This is a genomic window from Rossellomorea sp. DA94 (assembly GCF_029834455.1).
GTDB lineage: Bacteria > Bacillota > Bacilli > Bacillales > Bacillaceae_B > Rossellomorea > Rossellomorea vietnamensis.
This window is the reverse complement of record NZ_CP122397.1, coordinates 2,999,064-3,017,308: the sequence shown is the minus strand read 5'-3', so window position 1 is coordinate 3,017,308 and position 18,245 is coordinate 2,999,064. Positions and strand designations below refer to the sequence as shown.

The following is an 18,245-nucleotide window of genomic DNA, read 5'->3' as shown; positions in this document are numbered from 1 at the left end:
AGGTTCTTCATCATTACTTAGCAAAGGGGAATAAGTATGGCGATAAGAAGAAATTTCGATAATAATTTAAAAGAGTTAAAAGACAAGCTTTTCGATATGGCGGATCTTGCCAAAGTGTCTTTAAAAGAGTCCGTGGTAGCCTTGAAGACCCAGGACATTGAAAAAGCAGAGGAAATCATCAAAAAAGATCATATCATCAATCAATATGATAATGAAATCAATAATCTTGCGATCATTCTCATTGCAAAGGAATCTCCTGTAGCAACGGACTTACGTAAAATCATCTCTGCATTAAGGATCTGTTCTGAAATTGAACGGATCGGGGATATGGCTACGAATATCGCGAAATCAACCCTGCATATCGGAAACCAGAAGTTGATCAAGCCGATTGAAGAAATTCCGAGAATGCTCTCGATTGCTGAAGAAATGCTCGAAGAAGCGCTAACCGCTTTTTACAGCGAGGATGCTTCCCTTGCGAAAAAAGTGGCGGATCGTGATGATGAAGTCGACGAGTTATATGGTAAATTAGTAAAAGAACTCATGACCTACATTCCGAACTATCCGAATGAAATCAGTCAGATCACCCAGCTGGCGTTTACGTGCAGATACATTGAACGCGTAGCGGATCACGTGACGAATATTTGTGAAAATGTCATTTTCTTAGTGACCGGTGAACGGTTTGATCTGAATAACTAAATGAAAAGCGTTCCTTCTGCTGAAGGGACGCTTTTTTTTTTGCATTCTTGGATGATGTGCGTGATTTGTAAAGATTATATTAAGATAACAGTGAAAGTATAGAAAATATGGGTATTTTGGTACATATTCATAATAGACACAAAGTTATACATACAGGAGGACACAATGTCGAAAAAATCGTTTCCCTTTATGAAATATGTACCCCATAGCAGAAAAATCCGTATCCTATCCAAGATGTCTTATCAACACTCTATCAAGAATAAACTTGTTTATACGTTTCTGCTTAATGCCGTACTGTTCATTTCATGTGTAGGCTTGGCCATATTCAGCATGAACGATCTGATGAAGGACATGAGATTCATGAAAGATACAGGTGAGCATTCTGTTCAAATCACGGAATTGAGCAGGCTCATTAATGCAAAAGATATCCGGATTGCCGATTACATTACCTTTTTGAATGAGGAGGATGTGAAAGAGTACAGGAAACTGAGAGCGGAACTGAATGGCATGACCGATGAGACTATGAATGGACTGGGTAAAAAAGACCTGGAACTCCTTCAAAGATTCTCTGAAAATAACAAAACCATCGATGAACTATTTATTAAAGAAATTGCACCTGCAGTCGTTCGTTTAGACGAAGCCATTTATACAGATGCCAGAATGAAAATAAGTGTTCTGAGGGATCAAAACAATACATTATTAATGCAAGTAAGGGAACGGACCCTCCAAAAACAGGATACAGTCTTGCAATCAACCGAAAATAATATGAACACACTCTTTTTCTTGTTGATCGGTTTTGTGATAAGTTCAATCGTCATAAGCTTCTTCATTGTAAACCTCGTATCGAACAAGATTAATAAAAGTATCGATAAAATCCTTTCGGTGACAAAAGCCGTGGCGAAGGGAGACTTAACCCTTTCCGTTCCTCCGACGGGGAGAAAGGATGAAATAGGTCAGTTGAATTCTTCCATCAGACATATGGTGGAGCGCTTGCGGGAGCTGGTCATAGGGATCAAAGACAGTTCTCACACCGTACAAAGCAACAGCCGGCATATCAAATCCCTTGCAGATTCTATCAATGCCTCCAGTCACCAGGTAGGAGATTCCATGGCACGGTTATCCGGGAGTTCTGAAGAACAAGTCGCGGCTGCTGAACAGCTGAACAATCAGTACCAAACATTCAATGATGGGGTCCTTCAAGTAGAAACGAATGGTCATTCCCTGTCAGAACTCTCATCGCATATGCAGGGAGTCACGGTAGAAGGAATCGCATCCATGAATTCTACGACAAACCAAATCGAAATGGTGTATGGGAAAATAAAGAAAACGCATGACCTTCTGGATCGATTAGAGGAAAGCGCAATCGATATCAGCAACCTGACAAAGAGCATCAAGAAAATTGCCGATCAAACGAATCTGCTCTCCCTTAACGCTTCGATTGAGGCGGCCAGGGCCGGAGATGCAGGTAAAGGGTTTTCAGTTGTTGCAAACGAAGTCAGGAAGCTGGCACAGGATGTAGACGCCTCGTTGATTGAAATGAATGAGAGTGTATTAAATGTTCAACATATATCCAAGGAAGTGTCCAGTTCATTAAAAGACGGGTATAAAGAGCTTAGTACCGGTAAGGAATATATCCGTACAACAGGTGAACATTTCAATGAAATGAAAAAACAGGCCACTGGTATGGATCACAATATTACGGAAATATCAGGGAGCCTGAAGATGTTAAAGGAATATATGCACCATATTCAGGGAGCATTCCAAAGCGTTTCAGCTGTAGGCAAAGAATTCAATGACGGAACCATCACCATCAATTCCTCCATCCAGGAACAAAATGGCTTAATTGAAACCCTATATGGCCAGTCAGATGACCTGACCCAAAAGGCAAACCAACTCTCTGACCTTGTGAAAACATTCAGAATGTAAAAGAAACGGCTTACTCCTTGAGTAAGCCGTTCTTATACTCCTGCTATGAGTCCTGAATGATAGAGAGGACTTCTTGTTTCGACAGTGTGGATTGTTTTGTGATTTGATCCACTTTTACCCCCTGCTTATAAAGGGAAATCACTTGATTCTTTATGATTTCGTTAATCGGTGTCTTATGAAAAGTCATATCCCCATCCAACATGAGCTCTTCTTCCAAAACGCTTATTCTCTTCTTCAATTTATAATGCTCCTGCAGGACATTCATCGATAACTCTTCCATGTCTTTTTCAATATCGCTGTACCGATCCCGTTGAAAAAACGAAATGACAAGTAATAGGATAGAGAAGCTTACTAATCCAATGAATAGGTAAGTCACTTTATCACCCCAAGATGTATTCTTCTTCTTTATTTATAGCACAGATCATGTTCCAACTCTATATGATACGTGGATAAATGTGAGGGATATCCCAATATTTTGTCGAATGTCGTGGAGAGATCTACCAAGAAAAATGTCGTTATGGAAATGTAATCGCTTTATTATCATTTCAGCATACTAATTCATAAAAAAAATGCAGGTTGAATCCTATTGCCATCATGTGTAACAAGATACGACAAAATGCGTTTATTGTAGGTTTTTCAATACGGTGTTACGATAAAATTAAGATTAATTGTCATAATATTTAGATCCAATTCATATAATAAATGTTTCGGTTTAGGAGGAATGGTTTTGATAACAGAAATAATCAAGTTAAAGGAACAAGGTGTGTCATTCAGGAAAATTGCCAAAGAACTGAATACAACCGTGGGTAAGGTTCAGTATCAATGGGTGAAGTACCAGAAAGCATTGGAGAATGGTCCGGAACCGGCAGAAGTTGAAATGATAAAACCCGAAACACCGAAGAAACGTGTAGGAAGAGCTGCTTTTGGCAGGAAGATGCCTAAGCAGAGATCAAAAAATCCGAAAGCGACCGAGTTATCGATTACGTTTTCAACTTCTTCAAGGATCTATTGTTATTGGAACATTTCCCATGAATGGATCCGACATGTGAAGAGTCATTTTAAGATGAACTCCGACCCACAGCCATATGTTCTTCGATTATATGATATTACCTCTATATCTTTTAATGGTCATAATCAGCATCACTATTCGGATTCATATGTACCCTTTACAGAAACCGATTGGTTTGTGAACGGATTGAAGGAAAATCGAAGCTACTGCATGGAGATCGGTTTGCGCCTGCCATCAGGGGACTTTGTTGCCTTCACTCGTTCCAATGTCATTCATACACCAAGAACCTCTCATCATCAAGAGGCGCACAGTATGAAAGAGTTGATGGAATATGAGCAGGGATTAATCAGGGAACCAAAATGGGTTGAGCATGTCAGCACATATTCGTATTATGTCATGAATGGGGAGGAAAAGGCATGAAGGCTCTTTCAGAAATCATCGTGTATCCAACATGTAATGAATGTTCATTTTCTCAAGTGTTTGAACAGGAAGATTCGCTTACTGCATTACTTATAGAGAATGGTGAATTGATCGATTTCCTTGATCGGAATGAAGGTAGTTCCATTCCTGTCGTATTGAATCCCCTCCTTTTCTCCCTTTTTATGAGCGAAGAGTTTAAAGAGAGGGCGAACGCCATCATTCAAGGCAACCTCCTGCAAGCAGACACTCATGATAAACAGAAGTGGCAGCTCATCTATTCACAGTGGTCCACTTATGATATGAATCTCGTACAAGCCTACAAACATCTTGCAGTGGAAGGGAAGGCTACCGTCATCCCTACGTCGGTAAGCCCGTTCCCATTAACGCATTACCGGACTCCAAGAGCCATCGAATCCCAGGTTCGGATGAGTACATTATTATTCAAGCAATATTTCCAAATGATCCCTAAGTCGTTCTGGTTACCTCAAGCCGCATATGTACCGGGGATTGACCTTTATCTTACTGGACAAGGCATCGAGTATACATTCATTTCTTCTTTTTCCTATGAACATAGTGAAAAAGAACAGCACAGAGGGGTCATCAGGACCCCGAGAGGGTTGAAGCTTATTCCTGTTAGGGAGGGCATCGACTCCCTGGAGGAAAGCCATCAACTTTCAATCGCCTTTGTAAAGACGCTATCAGACTATGATGCATTAATGAAACAGGATAGAGGAGATGCCCGTCATAAAATGGAAGCCATGATGGAAGAGCCTACCGCTCTTTCAAGGGTCGGCTTCGGGTATCTTGGAATGGAGAAACAAGTCCCGATCATGACCGATTCAGCCATTCGGAATATTCGGGTGGTCCATCGCATGGAAGAGCAGCTGGAAAATATGGTGACGCTGTCAGAAGAAACAGAGTGGACCTTTCAGATTATAAGGGAGTGGATCTCTAGCATGGAAGGGTTTAAAGATGACAATGGAATATCCACGGTCCATTTCGACCGGTTGCTTCAACAAGTCATGGATGGGCACAAGGATGGACATCTCCTTCTTCATCGGAAGAGAATGATGCCTTTTCCATCTGACGAAATCCTTGAGAAACTCTCCATTGGAATAAAGGGAGACGTGGAAGAGAAGCATGATTCCGTACTGATCCTTTCCTGGGAGTATCCACCGAATATCGTGGGTGGATTATCGAGACATGTGTATGACTTAGCCAACAATCTTGTGAAAAAGGGAAAGCATGTGCATGTTCTTACCACTATGGCCAATGATGCCCTTCCCCTTGAGAAAATGGAAGGTGTCACAATTCATCGGGTGCATCCTTTGCATCCATATGAAGAAGATTTCTTTAAATGGGTATTCGATTTGAATCAGTCCTTCATTCAGTACGCCCATGACCTGATACGAGATGAACGAATCACCCATATCCATGCACATGATTGGATCGTATCGACATCAGCGATGAAGCTGAAAGACTATTATGCCCTTCCACTTATTACTACGATCCATGCTACTGAACATGGCAGGAATCAAGGGATTTATACGGATTTGCAACACAAGATCCACGGGGAAGAGCAGCTTCTCATAGGGGCATCCGATCATCTCATCGTCTGCAGTGAGCATATGAAAGACGAAATCAAGAGTTTATTCACGATAGAAGCACCAATTGCCGTCATACCGAATGGTGTGGAACTGGAGAAACTGGATCAGTCTTCTCCGTACGCCCTTTCCAAACCATCGAAGCCGTACTTTTTTTCAATCGGTAGGATGGTCCATGAGAAAGGGTTTGAGACGATCATCCGTGTAGCTTCACGGTTAAAGAGTGCTGGGTATGACATCTCCTTTGTCATAGCAGGGAAGGGTCCGATGCTCGAGCAATACCGAAAGGCTGTGATCGAGGAGGAACTCTCGGATAGCGTCTCATTCGTCGGATACGTCTCGGATAGGGAACGGAATGATTATTTAAAAAATTGTCTTGCCGTCATCTTCCCGAGTTTGTACGAACCGTTCGGGATCGTTGCCCTGGAGGCGATGGCCTTCCGGAAAGGCGTGGTCGCTTCGAATACAGGTGGGCTTAAGTCCATTGTGAAACATGAACAAACCGGATTATTATTTGAACCAAATCAGGAACATAGTCTCTATACTCAATTGATTTCATTAATTGAAAATCCGGGGAAATCCGAACAACTGGGTGAACTGGGCTTTAAAATGGCTCAGTCCATGTTCAGCTGGGACCGGATCGCAGACCAGACCATTCATGTATATGATGATGTGCTCCTTCAATCAAAAGTGGAGGGTATAAAAAGATGAAGGCGGTTATATTGGCAGGTGGAGAAGGCAGGCGATTAAGGCCATATACGATGTCCGTTGCGAAGCCCATGGTCCCGATTCTGAATAAGCCAATACTTGAATATAGCATTAACCTCCTGAGTTCTTATGGAATAAAAGATATATTGATTACGACTTGTTATAAAAGTGAGACCATCAAAGATTACTTTGGAGACGGGAAACGGTTCAATGTGAATATCACGTATCTTGAAGAAAGATCCCCACTCGGGACAGCGGGCGGCATTTTCCTCGCACGACACAGGCTGCGAGAACCGTTCCTTGTTCTTAGCGGAGATGCGTTTACCAATATTCCCATCGACAAGGTCATTGAGTTCCATTATGAGAAAAGAGCGGTTATGACCGTCGTCTCAAAGGAAGTGGAGAATCCAAAGGAATACGGAATCTGTCATACGGACGAAACCCGCAAATTAGTCGATTTTATCGAAAAGCCCGAAGAGTGGGTGGGCAATGAAGTCAATACAGGTGTTTATATGCTTGATCCACGGCTTTTGGACCGCTATGCCCACATTGGGGCCAAAGATTTCGGCCAGGATTTCATTCCCCGTCTCCTGTTGAATAATGAAGAAGTATACGTATTCAAGACATGTGCTTATTGGAGAGATATTGGTAGCCCGGAAGAATATAAGTGTGCAAGGGACGATCTTATGAGGGGACATTTCTCCCCTCCCTCTTTTAAGAAAGGCTTCCATCATTCAAAGGGATTGATGGAGCCTTTCATTACCCGACTGCAGGTAGCCTGTCCAAATGGGAAGAAACCGATGGTCCTTGCAAAACTGCTTGAGACGGTTCCATCTTCCTCCAATCAGAAAGAGATTGTATTCGACCACAGGGATGGGGGCCGGACGAAAATCATAAGTGATCCAAAGAGAGGATTCATCATCTATTCCAATGCGGACAGAAGGAATCTGGCAAGGGAGTTTGCAAGATATTACGGAAAAAAAATAAAAATCTGGCAAAAGGTGTAGAGGCTAATGAGGGAGAACCGGAATCGAACGTTTCATATTCAAGGAATAGCCTGGAACAAGAAAAATGAGTATACTCCTATTCACTCTGACAAGTGCTCCTCCCCTACAGATATTCACGTGAAGGTGAAAGAAGAAGCTGAGCGGTGGGGGGACTCCTATGTATTCGAAATGGAGAATAAGTCGAAAGAAACCCGCCGTCTGAAAGTTTTCTTTCTCATCGAGTGGCTCGCCTGCAAAGAAGATGGAGTGGGGGTGCTGTCCCTTTCGAAGGATACATTCTGGAATTATAGCGGAAGACGGGTTGCCATCACCAATATTGTTTCCTGTGCCGAATCTGTCAAGAAAACCATCTATCCCCTTAATCTGAAGGGGCTTAAACTTTGGAAGAAATCCTTAAGCAAAGGTAGCTTATACTACTATCCCATAACAAATGGGCTCAATATGATGGTGTATATGCTGGATTTCACTTTCAAGCCATTTGAAGTGAAACAGGGGAAAGTATATGCGATTGAAGGTGAGATGGAAGAAGAGGTTGCAAATTTAAGTGATAGAATTAAAAACGGACTAGCATTTCCCGGTGAAAAGTGATATTATATAAAAGTCGTATGAATAGTAGAAGATGTATATGTTTGGAGGGAAATTATAATGCGTGTAAACATTACTTTGGCTTGCACAGAAACTGGTGAGCGTAACTATATTACTACTAAGAACAAGCGTAACAACCCAGACCGTTTAGAGCTAAAAAAATATTGCCCGAAATTAAAGCGTGTGACTCTTCACCGCGAAACGAAATAAGCAGCCGGATTTTATCCGCTGCTTTTTTTTATGCTTTATTAGCTTCTAGAGCAATGCCTTTTCCGAAAAGTGGTGGACTGGCTGTCGCATTTAGGCTGGAAATCCATTAAAATAATTTCAGGATTGTAAGTATGGAGGGATCATATGTCTAAAAAGGAAAAGCGGAAATCTCAGCTGCAAATATTAAAATCCATTGGCCATATTGCATTTCAACAAAAATGTTTTGAAATAGAACAACGTCTTTTTGATTCTCCCGAGTGGAAGCAAAGCAGTACGGTCTCGATCACCATTTCAAGGCCTCCGGAACTCGACACTTGGAATATCATTAAGAGGGGCTGGGAAGAAGGGAAGACAATGGTCGTGCCAAAGTGCGTTCCAGAGGACCGCCGGTTAATTTTTTATAAACTGAATGATTTTCATCAGTTGGAACAATCATATTTCAATCTGTTTGAACCGGACCCCGCGAAGTCCGTCGCTGTTCATAACGAATCGATTGAATTGATGATTGTCCCGGGATTATCTTATACAAACGCGGGTTTCCGTCTTGGATTTGGCGGGGGATATTATGACCGGCTGCTTTCAGCCTTTTCAGGAACGACGATGTCCCTTGCCTTTGAAGAGCAGATGGTCGAATCATTGCCGATCGAACCCTTTGATATGAAGGTGTCAACCATCCTGACGGAATTGAGACGGATCGATTGTGAAGATTGAGTTATTCCTGCTTCTTCTCTTTATCCTTGCCATCGCGATTGCAGGATGGAGAACAAAGAATTTAAGTAGATCAGGGGCTTGGATGGCGGTGTTGATCGGGCTTGTCATTGGGTTTGCCTATGGTTTCCGGGGCTTATTTGTATTGGGGGCTTTCTTCCTTTCCTCAAGTATTTGGTCTCATCTATTCAAGAAGGATAAGATCGGGATAGAGGACCGGCTTGCTAAGACGTCCACACGGGATTGGCAGCAAGTATTGGCCAACGGCGGTCCTGCAGCACTTTTCGCCCTGTTGTTCAGCTTGACCGGGGAAAGCGTTTGGACATTTGCTTTTGTTGCATCGATTGCAGGGGCAAATTCGGATACATGGGCTTCTGAAATCGGTCCCCTGAGTCGGAAACATCCTTATTCCATAAGGTCATTCGAGAGAGTTCCAAAAGGTACATCGGGAGCCGTTTCCCTTATCGGTACGATAGCGGCGGTCATGGGTGCAGCCTTTATCGCACTGACAGCCCTGGTCATGCTGGAGGGTATGGATGCTACGCTTTTTCTATTGATCACACTTTCCGGGTTTCTTGGAAATCTCCTGGATACATGCTTGGGGGCATATGTACAATTGGATTACAGGTGCCGGGTGTGCGGGATACAGACGGAATCGACTGTCCACTGCGGACAGCAAACCGAAAGAACGAAGGGCTACTGGATGAACAATGAACTTGTCAATGCCCTTTCAAGTGTAATGTCCGGAGTGATCCTGCTTCTCCTCTATTGGTAGCAGGCAATAAAATTCCAGGTTTAGATAAATTTATGGGATAAGCTAATCGGTTATGATCCAAACTATAATCAGGAGGGATCATGATGAACGGATGGACAAAATGGTTAGTGCTCGGAGGTTTGGTTCTCTTTCTGGTTCCGAATCGATATCGTTTGTTAAACCTGTTATTAGGGAATTTTCTACTACGCAAATTTGCCGTAAGAGCGGCCATGGGAATACCCGGTATACGCTCGAAATTCATTCAGGGCGCATTCCGCTCTTGACCAAACAAAAAAAGACTGTAGGAGGGCCATACCCCATTCCTGCAGCCTTTTTTGTTTACACATCAAAAACAGGTTCGGTATAGTAGGGAGAGACGCGTTTATTTGATGTCGGTAGGTTAAAAGAGTAAAAAGAAAGTAGTGGATGATGTGGATTTACGTTATCATTATTTATTTTGGAAAGTAGCCCACTATTTAGTGGAATATAAACACTATCGGATCCTGAATATTTCCCCCGACCAGGATGAAATATGGTTGGAGAATTCAGGCATGAAAGAAGGAAATATCGTCCGAATCGTTCGAAAGGACCTCGATTGGGGTAACTGGGTCAAGAGGGATCTGGAATTGACCTCCATGAATGGAGAAAAATTCAGGAAAACCCTGAGAAAAAGACAGCTTCACATCAAGAATCTCTACATATCTACTTTTCCACCTGTGGATGGGGATCCAGGTCTATTCCTCGACCCGGTGAATCGTCACAAAACGACCATTCAGCCCATTCTCCTTGATGGAGATGAAAGTTTGGAAAAGCTTAAAGCCCATCCACTATTCCATGATGGAGAATGGGTTCTCCCCCCTGAAGTGTTGGAGGCCAATGTCGATTGGATCAAAAATATGACCATGACGTCTTCCTCCAAGCAAATTCAGAAAGAGAGACAGCTATTTGAGAGAGGGAAACCGTTTTTCACTTATCTCTTTATTGCCGTTCAAGTGATCATGTTCCTCATTCTTGAAATGAATGGAGGGAGTAAGGACCCGGAGACGCTCATTCAATTCGGTGCAAAATATAACCCCCTCATGATTGAAGGGGAATGGTGGCGCCTTGTCACGCCCATCTTCCTGCATATAGGATTACTGCATCTCTTAATGAACACACTGGCCCTTTATTATCTCGGAATGGCAGTGGAGAAAATGTTCGGCAGGCTTCGGTTCGTGCTCATTTATATGCTGTCGGGAGTCGCAGGCACCCTTGCAAGCTTCCTGTTTACATCCAATCTTTCAGCAGGGGCCAGTGGGGCGATCTTCGGCTGTTTCGGTGCCCTCCTGTACTTTGGGGTATTACATCCGAACGTTTTCTTCCGCACCATGGGCACCAATATCATTGCGGTCATCTTATTGAACCTGGTCCTGGGATTCAGCCTTCCAGGCATTGATAATGCTGGCCATATCGGGGGTCTTATCGGAGGGTTCCTTGCGGCAGGGATCGTCAGTCTGCCAAACGCCATCCGGCCGGTGCGTCAGCTCCTGTTTCTGCTCGGAAGCATTCTACTGACAGGTACATTGGTATGGAATGGGATCGGAGGGGATTCAAGCTCCTGGGACGTCGATACGGCAAATGGTGTCGCCCAGGAAAAAATATCGAACCAGGAGTGGAAAGAGGCCGAGGACATTCTTTCCCCTGTGGTGGAAGAAGGGTCCCCGGATGCCCAAACCTATTTCTATCTTTCTTATGCTGAAATCAAGCAGAATAAATTGGCACCGGCGAAGAAGCATTTGAAAGCTGCGCTCGAAGAAGATGATCGATTCCATGAAGCCCACTACAATCTTGCGTTGATCCTGATCGATTCCGGGGAAAGGGAAGAAGCTCTCCTCCACGCAAAAAAAGCCTACGAATTAAATAGGCAGGATAAAAATTATGAGAAACTTTATAAAGAGTTGCAAGGGAGCGATTAAGATATCAGCTGTCTGAGTAAGGACGCGTCCCCGTTTTGATCAACGAGGAGTACAAGGACTTCCTTTTTATCTTTTTTTATTAATAGGAGAGGAATGGCACTGTCGATGGATTCCACGACAGAGCCATCCTCTTTTTTAATTCCTAAATAATAGTTTTTATAAAGTCCTTCCCATAGATTCCCGATCAGGCGATCCCATTCCTGTCGGGAGAATCCTTCCAAGGGGCGGCCATCATATATCGGGAGACTGGTCAGGGGGATGGGGGTGTATTCATCGGCTGGGATACCCATGGAGGTGATCGCCTTTTCCCATAAATATTCGAGTTGTTGGGACGTCACCTTGTCCAGGATATTCTTCCACTCTTTTTCTGCGCTGTTCCCCGGTTGCCTGAATGCATTCAATGGGCTGAAATTGGAATCAATCACGTACAGGGTATCTTCGGACATCTTCTGGGCACTGGTGAACTCTGTGTCCGATTCATGTATTTCTGAATAGTGAAAAGATACAGCCTGCAGAATGCTGCTATCTTTCCCCTTTATCGTCGATTCCTCTACAATCTGATCGGTATCTTGTTCCCATTCATTCATCAGACCCTTCAATCTCCCGTTCATATATAAAAAACCGACATCCTGACGTAAATAGGCGGGCGTATCAAGCTTTGAAGTGACTTTCCAATTCACTTCATAATGATCATTTTTCTTTTCCGGTTGGAGCATGAGAATCGTCGTGGCCGATTCATAAGATACGTTCTCATTGATGGGAAAGAAAATGATGCTCTCCCTGGTTTGCGGCTTGTAAATAAATTGAATGCCCAGGGCCACTATACACATGATCACCAGAAATGGCATTGCTTCTTTCAGCCTATCCTTCATTTTGTTCACTCCAGTGGTTTGTCCATTTTCTACATAGTATGAATCGATGGAATTGAATATGATAGGATGTATGATTTCAGGCTACTTTGTCTAGGATGGTAAGGATGGAAAATCATGTAAAGGTATTGGGAGTGAAGGCTAATGTCGAATGAAAAGAAAAAGCCTGTCTCTACTCAGATTGAAGAAAACACCAATTATTTAAGGGATACCTTAGCAGTGGACAAGAGCTTTGATGTCATTCAATTGGATCTTGAGTATGCAGAAAGAAAAATGGCCATGTTTTTAGTGGATGGCTTCGTTAAAGATGATATTATGCATTATCTGATGAAGCTCTTATCTGGACTCAGTCCTGAACAATTGGAAGAGGATACTCTGGAAAAGCTTTTGAAGACGTACATTCCTTATATAGAGATTGAACAAGTAGATGACTTGAATCAGGTGATCGATTTAGTTTTGGCAGGTCCGACAGCCCTTGTCGTGGACGGCATTGACAAGGTTATCATGATTGATGCAAGGACATATCCTGTCAGAGGGCCTCAGGAACCTGATTTAGAACGGGTCGTACGGGGTTCGAGGGACGGATATGTCGAGACGATTGTATTTAATACAGCATTGACAAGGCGGAGGGTGCGCGATCCTTCTCTTAGGATGGAATACATGCAAATAGGCAGAAGATCCAAAACGGATATCGTTGTCAGTTATATAGAAGACATTGCCGATCCCAATTTGGTGCATAAAATCAAGGATGCCCTCTCGAAGATCGATACAGACGGTCTTCCCATGGGGGAGAAAACGTTAGAAGAATACATTGCGGGACGGCATTGGAATCCCTATCCACTGGTCCGGTACACGGAAAGACCAGATACTGCGGCGTCCCACCTATATGAGGGGCATGTCCTCATCATGGTGGATGGATCTCCGAGTGTTCTCATCACCCCGACCACGTTCTGGCATCATCTTCAGCATGCTGAGGAATACAGGAATAAACCTTCTGTTGGGGCTTATCTGCGTTTTGTAAGGTTTATTGCGGTGTGGTCATCGATCTTTTTACTGCCCCTCTATTATTTATTTGCGATCCACCCTGAGCTCCTGCCGGAACCCATGGCCTATATTGGTCCGAATGATGTAGGGGAAGTTCCCCTATTCCTTCAATTCCTCATCATTGAAGTGGGGATCGATATTTTGAGGATGGCCGCCATACACACCCCGTCTTCCCTTGCGACCGCCCTTGGGCTCGTTGCAGCATTGATGATCGGGCAGGTTGCCGTTGAAGTCGGGCTGTTCATTAATGAAGTCATTCTTTACCTGGCCATCGCTGCCATCGGTACGTTCTCTACGCCGAGTTATGAGATGAGTCTGGCTAATCGACTGGTGCGGATCTTCCTATTGATATGCACGGCGTTATTTGGTGTTTATGGATTTGTGGTGGGTGTATTCTTATGGATCATCATGCTTTCAAGAATGAGTTCGTTTGGCATTCCATATATGTGGCCATTTATTCCATTCAATCTCAGGGCATTCAGGGACGTATTCCTTCGTTCCCCGATTCCCCTTAAGAACAGGCGGCCGCGATTCCTGCACCCGAAAGATCCGGATCGTTAGACATGATAGAAAAGAGATTTTCTTACTGGATATTCCTTTAAGGAAATCTCTTTTTGTTTTGCTCTTTTCGTAAACTTTGTTGCTATGTAAGGTAGCGAGTAGTGGTTGATTGTCGCTACAGGTGCTCGCTTTCCGCGGGGCTGGCGGTGAGCCTCCTCGGCTGCCTACCCTTGTCCAGCTCCGGCGGCTAGCCCCTCGAGGTCATAAGCTAAATGATCCAAGAAGGCAAAAAACGCCTTCCCGGCCCATTCAGCTTATGCTTGTCGGGGCTGAGCAAGCCGCCTCCGCTTTTCGTAGTTTCCCGCAGGAGTCGAGCACCTTTCGCTGTAATCAACTTTATAGGTATGGAGGATTAACCTACTTTTGTACACCTCTAGAAAACACCAACTTCTATGTGTTGAGTGGTCGATTTCAGCTTGAATAGTAGCTGTTTCGTTCGTTTTTACACTGGTAGGCTCTGTCACGCTATCTCATTTTGATGGGGAGGGGAATGGCGTAGACTCCTGCGGAAAAACGGACGAGACAAGACCCCGCAGCGAATGCGAGGAGGCTTGGCCGTTCGTCCGCCGGAAAGCGAAGCCGTTCCCCTCACCATCCATCCATACACACATAGACAGGGCCTCAGTAGTTCCTATGTTAGGAAACAACAATTTTTGCGAAAAGAGCTTTTTGTTTTGTGACCCGTACTGGTTTGTTTAGGATTGAGAAGAAAGCGGTTTTCACTTATACTTTATAGGGAAGAAGAGAAAGCAGGTGTATGCATGAAAACGATTTATGATATCCAGCAGCTCCTCAAAAGTTATGGAACGATCATATATGTTGGGCATCGTCTTTCCGACCTGCAACTGATGGAAGGCGAATTAAAGGAACTCTACCAATCCCAACTGATTGATACCCGGGATTTTCAGACCGCTTTATTTTTGTTGCGTCATGAAATAGCGATTGAAAAAGAAAAACAGGACAGGTGATAATGATGACAGAAAAATGGTTAGTTGGAGTTGACTTAGGGGGAACGACGACGAAGATAGCGTTCTTAAGTAAATACGGTGAGCTTTTACATAAATGGGAAATCCCCACTGACAAATCGGAAAACGGTAAAAATATTATTGTGAATATTGCGAAAGCGATCGATCAAAAGCTCGAGGAATTGGATCAAAGCAGAGATAAACTGGTTGGTATCGGAATGGGGGCACCAGGACCCGTCGATACGGCAAAAGGAATCATTTACGAAGCGGTCAATTTAGGATGGGAGAATAATACACCATTAAAAGATCTGCTTGAGGTCGAAACAGGTTTGCACGCAGTCATCGACAACGATGCAAACTGTGCGGCACTCGGTGAAATGTGGAAGGGTGCAGGAGACGGGGCGAAGGACATTGTCTGTGTGACATTAGGAACGGGCGTCGGAGGCGGTGTGATTACAAATGGCGATATCGTCCACGGTGTAAAAGGAGCAGGTGGTGAAATCGGCCATATCACCGTCGTACCGGAAGGCGGATATCAGTGTAATTGCGGGAAGACAGGGTGTCTTGAAACCGTTGCTTCAGCAACCGGTGTCGTCCGACTCGCAAATGAAAAATTGGATGCCACTGAGCAAGAATCAACGCTTCGTGCCCTCAGGGATTCTCACGGCTCAATCAGCGCCAAAGATATCTTCGATGCGGCAAGAAACCAAGATGGACTAGCCCTGGCAGTCATTGATCAATTAGCCTTCTATCTCGGTTTATCCCTTGCGAACCTTGGGAATGGCCTGAACCCTGAAAAAATCGTGATCGGTGGGGGAGTCTCTAAAGCAGGGGACATCTTATTACAGCCGGTCGTTAAATTCTTTAAACAGTTTTCATTCCCGACTGTCCGTACCTCTACACACTTAAGCATTGCCACGCTTGGAAATGATGCCGGTGTTATCGGGGCAGCCTGGCTGGTCAAGAACAAGATCTGATTTGACCTTAAAGTGAGATTCGAAAGAGAGCTTTCCTTTATGGAGAGTTCTTTTTTTATTTGGATTAGTAGTCTGAAACACCTAATGACAAATGAACTGTTTTCATATAATGCTGTTTAATTTGAAACTTTTAATGGTTTCATCCGTCTAATAGTATGGGTAGGAGAATAAGGCATCCACGATTATACACCTTCAATATGTATCCACGTTTGGCGTTATGTAAATAAATAATGAAGATGAGTCAATGTTACATCCGGAATAATTCCTTATTGAAATCATGAAAGTGTTACATACGATTGAACCGTTTGTAGCAAGGAGGTTGAATAAATGAATGTGAAAAAAATACCAAAGGTCCCGCTTATCATTATCGCTGCATTGTTCCTTTGGATCAAAACGTATATTGTCTACAAAACGAGTTTTGACATAAAGATCGAAAACGCACTCCAGGAACTGATTCTATTCATTAACCCGCTAAGTTTTTTACTTTTCATCTTCGGAGTGGGGTTACTTCTTAAAAAGGATAAGTCTCGCACCCGGTACATCATCACTGCAAGCTTCGTCCTTTCATTTATCCTGTACGGAAACGTAGTATTTTATCGTTTCTTTGATGACTTTTTGACAATGCCCGTCCTCTTTCAAACAAGTAATTTCTCTGATTTGGGCACGAGTGCCAGTGCAATCATGAGCTGGAAGGACGTTTTCTATTTCACCGATGTGATCGCATTAATTCTCATCATAAAGTTGAAACCAACCTGGTTTTCTTTACAGAATTACTCTAAAGCCAATCGACGCGCTTATTTCCTCGTTGCAACAGCACTGGTTTTCTTTAACCTGGGATTGGCAGAATCGGAAAGGCCTCAGCTTCTGACCAGGACATTTGACCGGGAAATGCTCGTCAAGAATATCGGAACCTATAATTATCATGTATACGATCTTTTCCTGCAATCCAAATCTTCCGCCCAGAGAGCCCTCGCAGATGGAAGTGAACTGGCAGATATCGACAACTACGTCAGAGCGGGTTACGCCCGGCCAGATAAAGAAATGTTCGGGGTAGCGAAAGACAAGAACTTAATCATTGTCTCCCTTGAATCACTGCAGAATTTTGTTATCAACAGTGAAGTGAATGGCCAGGAAATCACGCCTTTCCTTAATGATTTCATAGGGGAAAGCTACTATTTTGATCAATTCTACCATCAAACGCAGCAAGGGAAGACGTCCGATTCCGAGTTCATCATGGACAACTCCCTTTATCCCTTGAACCGGGGTGCTGTTTTCTTTACCCATTCCGGGAATGAGTTTGAGTCCATGACGGAAAAACTTGGGGAGAACGGATATTATACATCGGCCATGCACGCAAATAATAAAAGTTTCTGGAATCGTGACATCATGTATGATTCCCTGGGATATGACCGGTATTATTCGTTACCGGATTATGATGTGACAGAAGAAAATTCCGTGAACTGGGGCATGAAGGATATCCCGTTCTTCGAGCAGTCCGTGGAGCATATGAAACAAATGCCTCAACCGTTCAGTACGAAGATGATCACCTTAACGAACCATTATCCTTTCACGCTTGATGAAGAAGATAAGTTAATCGATCCTTACACTTCCCATGACGGTACGGTGAATCGTTATTTCCAAACCGTCCGTTACATGGATGAAGCGGTGAAGAACTTCATTGCGGACTTAAAGGAGTCCGGTTTGTACGATAATTCCGTCATCGTGATGTATGGGGACCATTATGGGATTTCAGAGAATCATAACAAAGCGATGAGTCAATATCTCGGTAAAGACATTACACCGTTCGTAAGCACACAGCTTCAACAGGTGCCGCTGATCATCCACGTTCCCGGTGAGGAAGGGAAGACCATTTCCAAGGTGTCCGGACAAATCGACTTAAAGCCGACCATCATGCATCTTCTCGGCATCGATACCAAAAAGGATATCCAATTTGGTTCGGATCTCTTCTCAGATGACCATGAAAACCTCGCCATACTCCGTGACGGCCGGTTCATCTCGAAGGACTATGTATATGCAGGGGAAAAATGCTGGAATAAGGAAACGGAAGAAAAAACCGATATGAAGTATTGTGAACCCTTTAAAGAGCGAGTCAATAATGAGCTGGAATACTCCGATAAGATCATTTATGGAGATCTGCTCCGCTTTTATGGGGAAACCGAATATCGTGATAAAGATGAATCATAAAGTACAAGCTTGCGAAAGGTTTCGCAGGCTTTTTTTTTGTCA

Annotated in this window: 17 protein-coding genes; 15 read left to right on the top strand and 2 right to left on the bottom strand. The window is 43.6% G+C overall.

What is annotated here, in order from left to right:
• Positions 1-36 precede the first annotated feature (36 nt).
• Together phoU and P8596_RS15785 are read left to right on the top strand one after the other, a co-directional pair.
• Positions 37-696, top strand: a complete 660-nt coding sequence (gene phoU / locus P8596_RS15790; RefSeq protein ID WP_079531735.1) for a phosphate signaling complex protein PhoU — start codon at positions 37-39, stop codon at positions 694-696.
• A 165-nt stretch (positions 697-861) separates the two neighbouring features.
• Complete coding sequence (locus P8596_RS15785; protein ID WP_279724325.1) at positions 862-2,622, top strand: methyl-accepting chemotaxis protein; 1,761 nt, start codon at positions 862-864, stop codon at positions 2,620-2,622.
• Positions 2,623-2,665: 43 nt separating this feature from the next.
• On the opposite strand, the gene P8596_RS15780 is transcribed toward P8596_RS15785, so the two are convergent.
• A complete protein-coding gene (locus P8596_RS15780; RefSeq protein WP_224519515.1) occupies positions 2,666-2,998 on the bottom strand; it encodes a hypothetical protein in 333 nt (110 codons plus the stop codon).
• Positions 2,999-3,349: 351 nt separating this feature from the next.
• On the opposite strand from P8596_RS15780, the gene P8596_RS15775 reads away from it, so the two are divergent.
• From P8596_RS15775 to P8596_RS15735, 9 genes are all read left to right on the top strand, one after another.
• On the top strand, positions 3,350-4,051 hold the full coding sequence (locus tag P8596_RS15775; protein WP_224519516.1) for a DUF4912 domain-containing protein: 702 nt from the start codon (positions 3,350-3,352) through the stop codon (positions 4,049-4,051).
• The gene (locus P8596_RS15770) at positions 4,048-6,366 is read left to right on the top strand and encodes a glycosyltransferase (RefSeq protein WP_279724324.1); all 2,319 of its coding nucleotides are present in this window, start codon (positions 4,048-4,050) and stop codon (positions 6,364-6,366) included. The genes P8596_RS15775 and P8596_RS15770 overlap by 4 nt, the downstream gene beginning before the upstream one ends.
• Positions 6,363-7,370, top strand: coding sequence for a nucleotidyltransferase family protein (locus tag P8596_RS15765; protein ID WP_279724323.1), 1,008 nt, complete (start codon positions 6,363-6,365; stop codon positions 7,368-7,370). Before P8596_RS15770 ends, P8596_RS15765 begins: the two co-directional genes overlap by 4 nt.
• Before the next feature lie 6 nt (positions 7,371-7,376).
• Entirely contained in the window at positions 7,377-7,958 is a 582-nt protein-coding gene (locus P8596_RS15760) for a hypothetical protein (protein WP_279724322.1), read from the top strand.
• A 57-nt stretch (positions 7,959-8,015) separates the two neighbouring features.
• Complete coding sequence (gene rpmG / locus P8596_RS15755; protein WP_064091498.1) at positions 8,016-8,165, top strand: 50S ribosomal protein L33; 150 nt, start codon at positions 8,016-8,018, stop codon at positions 8,163-8,165.
• Positions 8,166-8,309: 144 nt separating this feature from the next.
• A complete protein-coding gene (locus P8596_RS15750) occupies positions 8,310-8,876 on the top strand; it encodes a 5-formyltetrahydrofolate cyclo-ligase (protein ID WP_279724321.1) in 567 nt (188 codons plus the stop codon).
• Positions 8,866-9,648, top strand: a complete 783-nt coding sequence (locus tag P8596_RS15745; protein WP_279724320.1) for a DUF92 domain-containing protein — start codon at positions 8,866-8,868, stop codon at positions 9,646-9,648. The genes P8596_RS15750 and P8596_RS15745 overlap by 11 nt, the downstream gene beginning before the upstream one ends.
• A gap of 80 nt (positions 9,649-9,728) precedes the next feature.
• Complete coding sequence (locus tag P8596_RS15740) at positions 9,729-9,911, top strand: hypothetical protein (protein WP_318019851.1); 183 nt, start codon at positions 9,729-9,731, stop codon at positions 9,909-9,911.
• A 147-nt stretch (positions 9,912-10,058) separates the two neighbouring features.
• Entirely contained in the window at positions 10,059-11,582 is a 1,524-nt protein-coding gene (locus P8596_RS15735) for a rhomboid family intramembrane serine protease (protein ID WP_279724319.1), read from the top strand.
• Here P8596_RS15735 and P8596_RS15730 read toward each other — a convergent pair.
• Complete coding sequence (locus tag P8596_RS15730; RefSeq protein ID WP_279724318.1) at positions 11,579-12,454, bottom strand: hypothetical protein; 876 nt, start codon at positions 12,452-12,454, stop codon at positions 11,579-11,581. The two genes, P8596_RS15735 and P8596_RS15730, sit on opposite strands and share 4 nt — an antisense overlap.
• A 141-nt stretch (positions 12,455-12,595) precedes the next feature.
• Between P8596_RS15730 and P8596_RS15725 the strand changes: the two genes are divergently transcribed.
• From P8596_RS15725 to P8596_RS15710, 4 genes are all read left to right on the top strand, one after another.
• Positions 12,596-14,056 (top strand): spore germination protein, encoded by a 1,461-nt coding sequence (locus P8596_RS15725; protein ID WP_034757649.1) that lies wholly within the window; start codon positions 12,596-12,598, stop codon positions 14,054-14,056.
• Between the two features lie 761 nt (positions 14,057-14,817).
• On the top strand, positions 14,818-15,024 hold the full coding sequence (locus P8596_RS15720) for a YqgQ family protein (RefSeq protein ID WP_034757652.1): 207 nt from the start codon (positions 14,818-14,820) through the stop codon (positions 15,022-15,024).
• 5 nt (positions 15,025-15,029) lie between these two features.
• Complete coding sequence (locus tag P8596_RS15715) at positions 15,030-15,998, top strand: ROK family glucokinase (protein WP_061811213.1); 969 nt, start codon at positions 15,030-15,032, stop codon at positions 15,996-15,998.
• Between the two features lie 327 nt (positions 15,999-16,325).
• Positions 16,326-18,203 (top strand): LTA synthase family protein, encoded by a 1,878-nt coding sequence (locus P8596_RS15710; protein WP_254651818.1) that lies wholly within the window; start codon positions 16,326-16,328, stop codon positions 18,201-18,203.
• Positions 18,204-18,245: the final 42 nt, after the last annotated feature.